The sequence below is a fragment of the Bacillus sp. HU-1818 genome (assembly GCF_022695965.1).
GTDB classification, from domain to species: domain Bacteria; phylum Bacillota; class Bacilli; order Bacillales; family Bacillaceae; genus Bacillus; species Bacillus atrophaeus.
The window spans coordinates 673,102-685,216 of the sequence record NZ_JAAPBE010000001.1; the positions used below are offsets into that span (position 1 = coordinate 673,102).

General features: G+C 43.9%; 18 protein-coding genes and 1 pseudogene. 5 read left to right on the forward strand and 14 right to left on the reverse strand.

What is annotated here, in order from left to right; translation table 11 throughout:
• Nucleotides 1-2: 2 nt before the first annotated feature.
• The 9 genes from GXP75_RS03200 to GXP75_RS03240 all read right to left on the reverse strand — a co-directional run bounded on the left by GXP75_RS03200 (nt 3) and on the right by GXP75_RS03240 (nt 5,350).
• Entirely contained in the window at nt 3-1,301 is a 1,299-nt protein-coding gene (locus tag GXP75_RS03200; protein ID WP_242556113.1) for a PBSX family phage terminase large subunit, read from the reverse strand.
• Nucleotides 1,298-2,098, reverse strand: coding sequence for a terminase small subunit (locus tag GXP75_RS03205; RefSeq protein ID WP_242556114.1), 801 nt, complete (start codon nt 2,096-2,098; stop codon nt 1,298-1,300). The genes GXP75_RS03200 and GXP75_RS03205 overlap by 4 nt, the downstream gene beginning before the upstream one ends.
• A gap of 117 nt (nt 2,099-2,215) precedes the next feature.
• Nucleotides 2,216-2,725 (reverse strand): sigma-70 family RNA polymerase sigma factor, encoded by a 510-nt coding sequence (locus GXP75_RS03210; RefSeq protein ID WP_010788331.1) that lies wholly within the window; start codon nt 2,723-2,725, stop codon nt 2,216-2,218.
• A 116-nt stretch (nt 2,726-2,841) separates the two neighbouring features.
• On the reverse strand, nt 2,842-3,048 hold the full coding sequence (locus GXP75_RS03215) for an XtrA/YqaO family protein (protein ID WP_061571296.1): 207 nt from the start codon (nt 3,046-3,048) through the stop codon (nt 2,842-2,844).
• Nucleotides 3,035-3,406, reverse strand: a complete 372-nt coding sequence (locus GXP75_RS03220) for a phage portal protein (protein WP_214915406.1) — start codon at nt 3,404-3,406, stop codon at nt 3,035-3,037. Before GXP75_RS03220 ends, GXP75_RS03215 begins: the two co-directional genes overlap by 14 nt.
• Nucleotides 3,407-3,480: 74 nt before the next feature.
• The gene (locus tag GXP75_RS03225) at nt 3,481-3,648 is read right to left on the reverse strand and encodes a hypothetical protein (protein ID WP_003327463.1); all 168 of its coding nucleotides are present in this window, start codon (nt 3,646-3,648) and stop codon (nt 3,481-3,483) included.
• Entirely contained in the window at nt 3,648-4,448 is an 801-nt protein-coding gene (locus GXP75_RS03230) for an ATP-binding protein (protein ID WP_214915254.1), read from the reverse strand. Before GXP75_RS03230 ends, GXP75_RS03225 begins: the two co-directional genes overlap by 1 nt.
• Nucleotides 4,348-5,184, reverse strand: coding sequence for a MarR family transcriptional regulator (locus GXP75_RS03235; protein ID WP_242556115.1), 837 nt, complete (start codon nt 5,182-5,184; stop codon nt 4,348-4,350). Before GXP75_RS03235 ends, GXP75_RS03230 begins: the two co-directional genes overlap by 101 nt.
• Nucleotides 5,171-5,350, reverse strand: coding sequence for a hypothetical protein (locus GXP75_RS03240; RefSeq protein ID WP_150223572.1), 180 nt, complete (start codon nt 5,348-5,350; stop codon nt 5,171-5,173). Before GXP75_RS03240 ends, GXP75_RS03235 begins: the two co-directional genes overlap by 14 nt.
• Nucleotides 5,351-5,539: 189 nt before the next feature.
• Here GXP75_RS03240 and xre point away from each other — a divergent pair, with 189 nt between their 5' ends.
• Both xre and GXP75_RS03250 read left to right on the forward strand, forming a co-directional pair.
• Complete coding sequence (gene xre, locus GXP75_RS03245) at nt 5,540-5,881, forward strand: HTH-type transcriptional regulator Xre (RefSeq protein WP_061571292.1); 342 nt, start codon at nt 5,540-5,542, stop codon at nt 5,879-5,881.
• A 161-nt stretch (nt 5,882-6,042) separates the two neighbouring features.
• On the forward strand, nt 6,043-6,639 hold the full coding sequence (locus GXP75_RS03250; RefSeq protein WP_242556116.1) for an ImmA/IrrE family metallo-endopeptidase: 597 nt from the start codon (nt 6,043-6,045) through the stop codon (nt 6,637-6,639).
• Nucleotides 6,640-6,683: 44 nt separating this feature from the next.
• Here GXP75_RS03250 and GXP75_RS03255 read toward each other — a convergent pair whose 3' ends face one another.
• Both GXP75_RS03255 and GXP75_RS03260 read right to left on the reverse strand, forming a co-directional pair.
• Complete coding sequence (locus tag GXP75_RS03255; protein ID WP_150223574.1) at nt 6,684-7,520, reverse strand: manganese catalase; 837 nt, start codon at nt 7,518-7,520, stop codon at nt 6,684-6,686.
• Nucleotides 7,521-7,594: 74 nt separating this feature from the next.
• Nucleotides 7,595-8,197 (reverse strand): poly-gamma-glutamate hydrolase family protein, encoded by a 603-nt coding sequence (locus tag GXP75_RS03260; protein WP_242556117.1) that lies wholly within the window; start codon nt 8,195-8,197, stop codon nt 7,595-7,597.
• 105 nt (nt 8,198-8,302) lie between these two features.
• Here GXP75_RS03260 and GXP75_RS03265 point away from each other — a divergent pair, with 105 nt between their 5' ends.
• Entirely contained in the window at nt 8,303-8,680 is a 378-nt protein-coding gene (locus tag GXP75_RS03265) for a PH domain-containing protein (RefSeq protein ID WP_150223576.1), read from the forward strand.
• A 34-nt stretch (nt 8,681-8,714) separates the two neighbouring features.
• On the opposite strand, the gene GXP75_RS03270 is transcribed toward GXP75_RS03265, so the two are convergent.
• The gene (locus GXP75_RS03270) at nt 8,715-9,668 is read right to left on the reverse strand and encodes an N-acetylmuramoyl-L-alanine amidase (RefSeq protein ID WP_242556118.1); all 954 of its coding nucleotides are present in this window, start codon (nt 9,666-9,668) and stop codon (nt 8,715-8,717) included.
• Between the two features lie 119 nt (nt 9,669-9,787).
• Here GXP75_RS03270 and GXP75_RS21475 point away from each other — a divergent pair.
• Nucleotides 9,788-10,037 (forward strand): annotated as a pseudogene (locus GXP75_RS21475) (YciI family protein).
• A gap of 41 nt (nt 10,038-10,078) precedes the next feature.
• Here the strand turns inward: GXP75_RS21475 and GXP75_RS03275 are convergent.
• Entirely contained in the window at nt 10,079-10,213 is a 135-nt protein-coding gene (locus tag GXP75_RS03275; protein ID WP_088116973.1) for a PhrA family phosphatase inhibitor, read from the reverse strand.
• Nucleotides 10,203-11,339: a Rap family tetratricopeptide repeat protein gene (locus GXP75_RS03280; RefSeq protein ID WP_214915264.1), complete on the reverse strand. Its 1,137-nt coding sequence runs from the start codon at nt 11,337-11,339 to the stop codon at nt 10,203-10,205. Before GXP75_RS03280 ends, GXP75_RS03275 begins: the two co-directional genes overlap by 11 nt.
• A gap of 262 nt (nt 11,340-11,601) precedes the next feature.
• Between GXP75_RS03280 and GXP75_RS03285 the strand changes: the two genes are divergently transcribed.
• The gene (locus GXP75_RS03285) at nt 11,602-12,063 is read left to right on the forward strand and encodes a DinB family protein (protein WP_088116971.1); all 462 of its coding nucleotides are present in this window, start codon (nt 11,602-11,604) and stop codon (nt 12,061-12,063) included.
• Nucleotides 12,064-12,115: the final 52 nt, after the last annotated feature.

The window sequence follows — 12,115 nt, forward strand, 5'->3', positions numbered from 1 at the left end:
TATTATTTCCTCCTTTCTCGATTCGGACGGGTCCTTTCACTGGACGATTCTTTTAAATCAGCCACATCATAGTCATCAAGCGCGTACCAGATCGCAGATAATGTGTGCGGATCAATGGTAAACTCATCCTCAATCAGCGCTCCGTCCTTATCTTTTGCGTAGGTTAACGTTTGCAGCTCATAGATCGCATTTTGACAGCGGTCAGAGCAGATAATCTTCTTGAAACGCTTCACCTTTTTTGTATATTGCAAACGTGATCCCTGAAATTTCCTGGCTGCTACCATGCGAAAGCCCTGCTGGCGGAAATATTGGATGCTTTTAGGCTCTGCGGAATCAGCTTTAATAACTTCCTGTTTCTCGGCAAGCTCGCGAAGCTCCTCAGCCGTTCGGTCATCAGTCATTTTGTTTTTGTAGTACTCCCAGTAAATGTACAGATACTTTTTCTCAGGATCAACGGCGAGCCGAATGACGGCATTGTAGGATTCTTCAAAGCCAAAATCCATTCCCGTCCGAAAAATCGGCCGGCTGATGTTTGCGATGCATTGCTCTGCCTGTTCTTGCGGCAGGACTTCAAATTGCGGCAGGACGCGAACGCCGTTAACGCCGAATCGGCCTTGGCGGGCAATCCTGTATAAGTCAGGATCGTACCGTTTCAATCCGTCCAGCTGTTTCACATAGCTCTCCGGAAGAAACAAGTTATCAAGCGCGGTGGAATGATGGTAATACGTGTCCCCAGAAACAATTGTGCGTTTCTTGTACAGCTCTTGATCGTCTAATATATAACGCTTATTCCGCTCATCTCGAAAAAAATGCCGGTACGTCCAATTGGATGTGCCGACTGGATTTGTAGTGCAGATCATATGAAGGTCAAGCTTCGGATGGCGCAAACGGCCGATCAGCTCCTTAAAACCTTCGTACTTCACTTCAGAGCACTCTTCAATCCATATTAAAGAAATATTATGAACGGATTTTAATTTCGCAGGGTTGTCCATTCCTTTAAACATGATGCGGCTGCCGTTTGCAAATCGCAGCTGAAGCGGTGAAGAAAGCGGAGTCACCGCCCGATTCAGACTGAGCTCCTCTATAATTTCTTCGAAAAGCGCGAAGGTGGAATCACGATGGGTGTCAAACACCTCGCGGATCACAAGCGCTGTCCGTTTTTCCTTTAACAGCTTCAGAAGGATTTTCAGCGCGGTATGATAGCTCTTTGACGATCCATAGCCCCCGACGAGAAATTGATATGTTTCATTCCAATTGAACAAGTACTCTTCGAAATGAGGATTGACTTCTTTTACAATCATGCTTTCTCCTCTTTGCGCGTTATCATGATTTCAACCGGATTTTCGCCCTCATCTGACTGATCCAGCTTCTGTTTTGCAAGCTTCAGCTTTTCCTTTTCAATCTTTTGCTTAAATTGATCGGGAAATAAATCAAAGTATAATGACAGCTTTTCCAGCGCTTTCATCTTGTCAGCCAGCTTAATCGCAATGCCTTCTTTTCCAAGCTTTGCTTCTGTCACGATTGTTCCGTCTACAAGACCTGAGTCCTTTACATCCACAAAGCTGATTTCCTTCATGATCGGATTGTCATCCTCGTCAAACAACGGGCCTGACTTTCCGAAAGCCTGTACTTCTTTTTTTCCAAAGGTCACGTAGTCTGTAATATCAGCGAATGCGATTTTGACATACACTTGCAGCACATCCATCGCTTCAATGAAAACTTCATTGACCATCTCTTTTTTGATCCTCTTGATTTCAGCGGCGACTTTTTCATATTTAAGCAGTCTGCATCCTGTGACATGGGCGCTGTCAGCGGAATATCCCGCTCTGATTGCTGATTGTGTCGCGTTAAAGCTTTTCACATAATAGAGGCAAAACAAGCGCTGGCGTTCATTTAATTCATCATTGTCAATTTGCAGACGGTGTTTGCCTTTGCTTGCTGCTTTCGAGAACAAGGATTCCTTCCACTTGTCCTGTTTCTTCCATATTCCTATTGTTTTAGCGGAAACGCCTATTTTTTCGGCAATGGCCCGATTTGTGATATCGCCCTTATATTTTTGATATATGTTAAATGCTTTCTCTCGCTGTTCTGTTTTCATGCTACGCCATCACCGCCACCTCCGAAATAGATTTCTATTAAAAAGAGCGGCTGAACGATCAGCCGCTTATTGTTTCATGCTCTAATCACTTATAGGTGGCAAACGTATGACAGCTTTTTAAGCTAAAGACAGTTTTCTTTCCTCTTTTTGTTTATGAATCTTTAATAAGGCCCGTTTGATGGTGGTTTGTACGGTTGATTTTTTCACACCTAAAAGCGCGGCGATCCGTTCATATGAAAAGCATTCCACCTTATGCAAAAGAAACATTTCTTTTTCCCGTTCCGTTAACAATGATAATGCTTCTTTTATCCTTCGGCGGTCTTCGTCAGACACCTGTCCGTCCGGCTCGAAATCAATAGCCGAGGAAAAAGATTCGATGATTCTCGGATCTTTAATGAGCAGCCTTTGATATGCGTCGCGGCGGTCAATGGCTCTTCTGATTCCTGGCTGCCTTCCTTTTTCCAGCCATTCTGTCACATATTCTAAATCCGTAATGATGCTTCTGATAATTTTTTTATCTTTCAGCTTTTCAGCGGACAGCTCTGATTCATCTGCTTCTCCAAGCTGTTTATACAGCTTTCTCGTCTGTTTCAATGTGCGTTTGTATTCAAATAATAAGTCTTCCATTCTGTTATCCTCCTCATTTTCGGAACAAAAAAAGGACACCAATCAACGCACAGATTTTGTGCAATTGATCAGTGTCCTCAGGCTTTCCGTCTTGGACATATTCTTTTATGAAAGCTTTAATTCAATTTGTAGCCAATTTCAAAATCGACGCGGGCCAGGTCTCCTTTTCTTGTTTCGACAAGGGTTTTTCCGTGCTCCGGCGCTTCTGTAATCCAGGCTTCCCCCTTTAATCCGTCGACAATAATTACGCGGACCTTCCCATCCTCAAGCTGGCTTGCGAGTGTGATAGAATCTATGTTTATAAGTTTTTTAGGATTCATTATTTATTTTCCCCCGTTTTTGTGTGTCCTCTGCTTTTTCCTTCACCCGTTCAAGCTTATCTATGACAACGTGTTTGCAGTCCGGCGACTCGCCTTTCAGAAAATCGAGCGCGTCCTTTACCGCTTCCAATAGCTCAGGCGCTGAAGCCATGAGCCGTGCATTTCCGTCTTGCGAGTACGAGCTGAGGTCAAACACAGCTGCGATCAGCCTGCCGTTTGAATAAGGGAATCTCCCCTTATCTTCTTCACTGTAAGCAGAATAAATATAGATCGGTTTTGATTCGCCGCCCGAGACTGCCCGCCACGGAGCGGGACTGCTTTTCCATTGTTTATTTTGCACTTGATCCTCACTTTCCGTCATCTTCATACCATTCTTCAATTTCTTTTTCCTTTCGTTTCGCCTGAAAAAACAGATATAACAAGGCCTTGATAAGCTTAATCAAGAGCATTCAGCCTCGCTTTCCCGGCTTCAATCACCTGTTCCAAATACGCAATAACAGGTGTCAAATCAGAGCCGGCCCTGCAATTCGGGCATGGCCTAAAAACGGCTCCAATGCTTGTCGATTCAACGATCACTTTTTTGTTTTCGCACAGCCTGCACATTACCGTATGCCCTCCAATCTATGGTTCAGATCAAATACGTTTCCTTTTATAATCACTAAGTAGTCGCTGCACATTTCATAGATTCTTGTCCCGAGCGCTTCATCCACCCTCACAAGTTCTTCGACGGTGAGTTCGCTTGAAAGGAGAATCGGTTTATGATTTAAGTAGCGATAATTGATGACTGAATACATTTGTTCAATCTGCCAGTCAGTGGCTCTCGGCTTTCCGTTGACAGGCTTAAATAAATCATCAATGAACAGAACGCCGGACTGTTTGATACGGCTGAGCTTTGCTTCCAGCAAATCGAAATCATTTTTCAAATCAGTAAAACCCTCCACAAACGGAAAATATACGACAGGAACGTGCTGCTTTTTCATTAGCCGGTTGGCCGCAGCTGTGAGCAAATGCGTTTTACCCGAGCCGGGCTGCCCTAAAAGAGCTATACTGTTTTTGCGTGCGGACTGTATGTCTTGAAAGTGCTCAACAAATTCGGCCGCACACTCGTACGCATCAATCACTGCCTGAGGCTTCCCTGCCGTATGGAATCCCTCAAAGCTCAGCTTGCTGAATTCAGCGGTAATTTCACTTGCGCCGAGCAGCCGCCTTACTTTTCGTTCACCGACACAGCCGCATACCGCCCATATGTCCTGTCCGTTTTGCTTTTTGAGAAAGCCCCCTTGGTCCTTGCAAGCCGGACAATCATAACGGTTTTCGTCTGATTCGTCCGATTTGTTCACCAGTAATGGACGTTTTCCGCTTCTCAGTTCGGCAAGGATTTGTTCGAGCGTTCGTTTGGTCATTTGGCATATTCCTTTCTTTTAAAGGCATAAAGCCTTTTTTTACTTGCTGAGCGGAAAATCGGTCATCAATGAATTTCGCGCAATAACTGAAGGCCTTTATCGTTTCCGCAGCACTTGTCCGCCGTTTTTCAAAAGCGTCAAAACATTGGTCAAGCCATTTGATTGTCTGCAGCACGGGAACACCCCGGCCGACAATTCGGGCGATGGCTTGATAATCACGAGAGGAAGGGTATACAGTGCGCCCCTCTTGCGCAGATCTCAGCTCTGTAAAATGGTTTGCAATGGCATCAACCGCTTTATCAGCAGCAGTATGAATCATTGTGTTATCTTTATCAGACAGGACGTTATTGTCCGCCCTTTGCGGCATCTTTGTCCGCTCCATAGCGCCAGAGTGGTCTTGCTTGTCCGTTCTGGGAATAAACTTTTTCGAATGCCGGACTGAAATCATTACTCCGTAAGGCGCACGCCTCACCAAGATGTAACCGTTCTTTTCCAACTGGTCGAGCCATCTTCTGACGGTTTTTTCACTGACTCCGAATACGTCCGCCATCTCCTTTGCTTTTAACGGCTTATGTCCCAGCACAATGCCCCAGTTCACGCCATCTTTTCTTCTCTCTTTAGTCGTTGAGCTGATAAACCACAGAAACAGCCACACAGCCGAACCCATCTTGTCATAATGTTCTGAATTTAAAAGTCCTGAATATGTGAAAAACGGATAGCTCTTATTCCTCTCCACCTTGCTCCCCCGCCTTCTTCAATCGCAAATACTGTTCGTATTGCGCGCGATTTTCAAATTGAAACACAGGATGGCCGTTCGACGTGAATGTGATTGATCCGCCTGTCTTTCCAAGGTGCTGCTGATCTATGGGATTTTGACTGAAAACAATTTTAATCGGATTCATTTACCCGCCTCCTGATACAAATTTTTTCTCTTTTTGATACGTTTTGTATCTCTATGTTTTTGATTATAAACGATACGTTTCGTATCATCAAGTTATTTTTGATACTTTTTTTATCAATCATTTATTTCGATACCGTTTGTATCTATAATAAGAGTAACTTAGGGAGTTTCCAAAAAGAGAGGTCATATGATGATAGGCGGCAGATTGAAGAGTCTCAGAGGAAAAAAAACACAAGAAGAAATCGCAAATCATATCGGTGTATCACGCGCCAGATATTCTCACTATGAAAACGGCCGCAGCGAACCTGATTATGAAACCCTGCAAAAATTGGCTGATTACTTTCAAGTGACCACCGATTACTTACTGACAGGAAAAGAAAAAAAGTCTGACGATGACATCTTTTCAGATCCGGATTTACAGATCGCTTATCGGGATATGCGGGACTTTTCTCCGGAAAGCAAACAGCAAGCGATCGAATTCATTAACTATTTAAAAGAAAAAGAGAAAAACCGAAGACCAAAAAATAAATAAATGTCCTTTGTTCTCTAAATAATATGATAAATAGGCCGATATAAAGAATGATGTTTATTTTTATAAGAAAAGGGAAAGATTTCTGCAAACTTTTTCAGTCCTGTAACAGGGCTTTTCTTTCTCACACAAAACGGAACATATGTTCGAAATGGGGTATTCAATTGGGCGATTACTTATCACATCTGGAGGAATACGTAAAAAATGTATATTGCCGTCTGGGAATGACTTCTCCTCAGCACATTGACATGCTGAAAATTGCAAGAGAACTTGATATTTGGGTTCATTTTGAAGACACGGGAAGTATGATGGTGAAGCATGACGGAATGTACAGCATTGTTTTAAATCAAAGGCAATCCGCAGAGGAGCAATGGGAGGACTTTGCGCATGAGCTATGCCACGTGTTAAAGCATGCAGGCAATCATTTTCAAATGAACACGCTCTTCAGGGAATTACAGGAATTTCAAGCGAATCAATTTATGTATCACTTCTGTGTGCCAACCTTTATGCTGTTGCAGATCGAACTGCCGCAATGGAGAAGCCAGGCGCTTGCCACAATTGCGGCGGTATTCCGGGTAACAAAGGAATTTGCGGAAAAAAGGCTTGAAATGTTTGAACGGCGTAAAGCAGGTATTCAATTTCAGAAGCGGCTCGCTTACTTATTATCGAACAAGCGGCCAAATGCGTACGTGGAAGACGATCAGCAGCACTTGCAGGTCGCTGAAGAAAAGGCATTATATCATATCGGCAAATACAGCTGACCCAAAACGGGCTGGGGATATAAATCCTCAGCCCGGCAGAAAAACTAGCATTTTGACATTGGAGGTATCGTATCATGCACCCACATAGGCGCCGGTTTAAGATGTGGCACAGGCCCGAACGCAATCGGGGCCGGAATATATCTGAACTTCCCACGTCCGTCAAAGGCTTCGCCATGCGCCCATCTTCCTTGTGAGCTTTCATCCCCTCTGGAAAAGTTAAACAGGTCATAAGCCACTTCCCGCTTTTCAAGCTCGCGCGGGAACGTTGTTGGCACCACAATATCCCGTTCTCTTTCTTCGAGCTCTTTAATGGCCGCATACCACATATTTTGGTGATAAGTATCCCTTGCAATTAAAAATGACAGCATATCTCTTACCCCAGGATCATCAGTCATCGCATAGAGCCGGGTCACCTGAAGGCGCCCTTGAGATTCCGCATTTAAGTTTGCGCGAAAATCTGCGAGCAAATTCCCGCTTGCAATAATGTATTTGGCATTCCACGGATAGCCCTCACTATCTGCTGGCATTGCACCCAAACCGGACACAATCGCATGCTGAGGATTCATTCCTGACATCACCGCTGCAATGGCGGGATTGCTTTTATAAGCATCCTCCTGTACATCAGCTGGCGCATGATCCAGAAGTCTGGAAATCATCGTCGCAAGCATTTCCACATGGGCAATCTCTTCCGTTCCGATATCACAAAGCAAGTCTTTATATTTGGCATCCGCCCTGCAATTAAAACCTTGGAACAAATATTGCATCATGACACTGATCTCACCGAATTGGCCGCCCAGCACCTCTTGAAGCTTTTTCGCATAAACAGGATCCGGACGGGAAGGCTTTGCCTGATATTGAAGCTCTTTAATATGATAAAACATATTCATTCCTCCCTACACTTTCGCACAACCCCAGCGTATGAAGGAATGGGCCAATCGTGCAGGTCCCGTTTCATTTATTCATAAAAGCCAAGCTTAACGGCTTCCACATATCGATAAAACAGATCGTTTTGTGTGTAACATTCATCATGGCAGCCGAAATTGCGGAATAACACCTTTCGCTGTGCCGTACTTACTTCCAATTGCAGTCCCATTTCCCTCTTCGTCCGATTGACAATATTGTTCGGATGCACACCTGCCAGCCGGTCTTTCTCACTCGTAAGCTCGGCACTGAAGCCCGCTTCATTCAGACGCTTACAAATGAGTTTGGCTTTTTGACAATCCGCGCCACCGACCAATGTATGCGGAGTTTTCAGATCATGATACCCATGAAATGCTAATGCGCAATGGTGGGCGTTCACTTTTTCTAAAGCCAGCGGCTCGTCAAACCGAGTGCTTGTCAGGTGTAAGGAACGGTTGTTGCGCTTTTTTACACCTTCAAACAAATAAATGGAACATTGATCGGAAAACGCCCGCACCAGTTCACTGACGCCAGGCTCGATTCTGCCGCCGTGGGGACTGAGGACAATAAGCCCACTTCCGTTTTTCTCTTCGTAAACAATCCGGTACTCCGATTCAGAAGCAGAAAGGGCTGCAAAGCTGTCATACATATCTTTCATTTTGAACGCTCTCCTTTACCAGTCAGCACCAGTTTACTCTACTCATCTATGAATGAAAACCTTTTTATAGTATGATTTGTTAGACTACTTATCAGGAGGGATATCATGGGATTTATTGATGGATTACTTGGCAATGCGTCAACACTGTCTACGACTGAGGCAAAAGAAGAGCTGGCTCACATTTTACTGGAAGGTGAGAATGTTGATGCCGCGTTTAAGTTGGTTCGAGATGTAATTGTTTTTACTGACAAGCGGCTTATTCTTGTGGATAAGCAGGGAATTACAGGTAAGAAAACGGAATTTCAATCGATCCCGTACAAAAGCATTTCCAGATTCAGCGTGGAGACTGCCGGCCGCTTTGACCTTGATTCAGAGCTGAAAATTTGGATTTCCGGCGCAGAACTTCCCGCTGTCTCAAAACAGTTTAAAAAAGATGATAGCATTTATGATATTCAAAAGGTTCTTGCAGCCGTATGTATGTAATAAAACGGAAGCCTCAGCAGCTTCCGTTAATTCATTACAGCTTTTCCTTCATTTTTGCTTTTGTTTTCGGACCGTAAATCCCGTCTGCCGTTAATCCGCTGACAGACTGAAAACGTTTCACGGCATTTGCAGTTTTCGGGCCATAAACGCTGTCAACGCCGTGATTTTTCGCTCTTTTATCAGGATAAAAATAAAGGGCAGCTAAAGCTGTCTGCACCTGTTTTACGTTTGTTCCTTTCGTCAGCGGGCTTGTCACTTTGATCACTCCGGATGGGAGCGGATATGAAGACGAGGCATGGCTTTTAGAAGAAGGTGCCGATTGAGACAATTTTATCACCTGTCCGACTTTGATGTGATTCGGGTCGGTGATATGATTTATGCTTTGCAGCGTTTTCACACTGACTCCGTGAGATCCGGCAATACAGGACAGCGTATCGCCTTTTTTCACATGATATTCAGACGCCGAAGAAGAGGCTGAAGCCTTTTTCGCTGCCACGACTCCGTTTAATTCCTTTTCAATTGCCGCCTTCACCTGATCCCAGCGTCCCTCCGATAAAATGCGGTGCGGGCAGTACTTTCCGCTCCAGTCCTGATGCTTTCTCACCCGATCGATTCCCCAGCCGAGTTCTTTCAAAAGCTGAGCCACGAAAGAAATCGCCAAGGCTTCGGCCGCCTCATATTTTGGACCTCCCGATTTGCTGTAGCAAATCTCAACGCCGATTGATTTGCGGTTTCCTGTACCGTTTGTACCGTCACCCGTGTGCCAGGCGTTTCGATTAAGCGGCAGACCTTGAATCACCTCTTTATCATCGACAGCAAAATGGAAGCTTGTAGAGCTATTGTTCCCGATCATGTAGCTGATTTCATTAGCGGCAGACGCGTCATTCGCCGTATTGTGAATGGTAATGTATTCAGCATTCATAGCGTTGGGGCATTTCAGCGTATACTTATCCGAAGAAACCAGATTCTTCTTGACTTCAATCGTCACCTATCATCTCTCCTTTTTTCTTTTTATCATGAATAGGTGGCATTCGTAGGACGGGCAGAGTATGACATCAGCCCTTCATTACTGGTTAAAAGTGTTAAAGACGAGATGAATAGGAGATGATGAAGACTTATTTGAGGCTGACTGCAAAAACAGATCGTTTTGATGCGGGCCACGTGCCCGGCCACTATGCAGTTTGAACCGTTTACACGCGGAAGAACCGCATAAACATGTTCGGTCTATTCAGCGATGCCACGGGCGGCGCATACGTAATCGAGGTGAATTCGTTAGTGGAAGCGTCTGACCTGTCATTCGGATCCGCTTGTTAAGAGCGGGTCCTCTCAGCTTATTAAAGAAAAATCCGGCGGATAAAAAAGACCCTTCAGCAAAACGAAGGGTCTTTTTGGCTATTGTCACGTTTGGTTGCGCGCTGCAATATCAAACGTATTCCCTGTTTTGTCTGCTGTTTCACCTGCATGAGGCATCACCTGAGTAAAGCTGAATCCGACCGCAACGAGCAACAAACCTGTCATCAATTTAGATTTCATATAAACAATCTCCTCTCTGGATTTGTTTTTGTGCGTGCACCATCTTTTCGTAAAATGCGAGTGCTTTTTCGGGCTGTCCATTTTCAATATAAAATTGGGCAGCATCATGCGCCAGCTCTTCGATATAGGGATATAGCATATTTTCCTCAAGAAATTGGAATGTGCGAGCCACTGATTCTTTATCAACGCTCTTTCCGTATAAGGCATGCAGAAACTGAAACAGCTTTACAAATAATTCATCACAATATTGATAGGCAATTTCCAAGCCTTGCTGATATTGCTCCTGCGCTGCGGTGTAATTTTTTTGTTTATAAAGAACTTGAGTTAATGAGTAGATAGAATGCGGAAGATTGTCGAACTTTTCTGACTTGCAAATGGATACGGATTTCTCAAAGTATTCAGCTGCCTTGTAGAGGTCGCCCATTTTTTCGTAACAGTTTCCGAGATTGTATAAGGCCGAACTAATGAGACGGGGGCTGCCTTCTTTTTTTGCAAGATCTAAAGCCAGTTCTAGGTGGGGCAATGCTCTTTCTGGATACTGCATATCATCATAATTCCCTGCAATAACGAATTCACATTGGATTCTGCGGACGGTGTAAGTTTCATACGATTGGTATGTCTCTAGCGCCTGGATGGCATAACTCATCGAAACATAGGTCTGTTTTAAATTGTAAAAAATCTCAGCCATTTTAAAAGCAAACTCAGCTTTTTCAATATCATCCGAGACAAAAGCAAGATTTTTTTCTGCCCGTTTGTAAAACATCATCGCGTTCAGAAACATTTTCTGTTTAAATTCATACATCCCGCGAAAAAAATTGAAATAATAGTCGAGCAGTCCGGTCAGCTTGTACTGATTCCCTTCAATGTCTTCTAATAATTCTGAAAATTCTAGTTGGGATGCGTCCCCTTCCAAAGGCTTGATGTAATCCAGCATGACGCGATGTCTAAATTCCATTAAAGAATAATACAGCAGCAAATCTTGATCTTCTTCCATATCCTCAATTTCTCTCTCTACTTCCAGCTTGACGCGTTCTGCATCTGCCACGTGGAACTGTCGGATATGTGTGTACCATTCATTAATTTTTAGCCCGACAAAAGAGGACGGAATAGTCTGCTTCATCCTCAATTTATCCCCCCTTTATGAATGACCGAGATATGTCATATTTTATCATATTTACAAGAAAAAGAAGAACGCAAAAAGACCGCAATTGTCGAATTTCGGCTAACCGCAAGCTTATTTAAGAGAGAAAAAGCCGAATTCTCCGCTATGTCCTCAGTCGATTCTTCTGCAAATTTTAAAATGCTTAAGGCTTTTCACTTGTGTCTTGATGATTAATGATATAGCATTTCAATGCAGTTTCATTTTCCTAACTATGGAGGGATGTCCTATGAATAAAACGAGTCAAATTGTCAGCCATTTTTTATCACATCGGAACGTAACCGTTGAACTGATCGAAAAAATCAGCCAAGAACATTATAGCTACAAACCTGCGGAAACATCCATGTCAGCGGAAGAGCTGGCTAAGCACATGCTTGTCTCCTTCTATCTATTTGCAAATGTCATCAAAGAAGGAAGCCCGTCTCCTTTCCAAAACCCGCCGAAAGAAACAGAGACTGACCTTAACGTGTTAGCGAAATCATATACTGAAAAAACAGCAGCCATTCTGGAAGATTTGACAGAGGAGCAGCTGAATAAAGAAATTGATCTGACAGCCGCCTTTGGCAGAAAAGTAACCGGTGCGGCGCTGCTGCAGCTTGCGATGGAGCATGAAATCCACCATAAAGGCAATCTCTTTGTTTATGTCAGAGAGATGGGACATACGGAGTTACCCTTTTATCAACAAAAATAAGCTAAACGAAAAAGATACCTGCCGTCCAGGTGTCTTTTTCTTTGTTATCCCA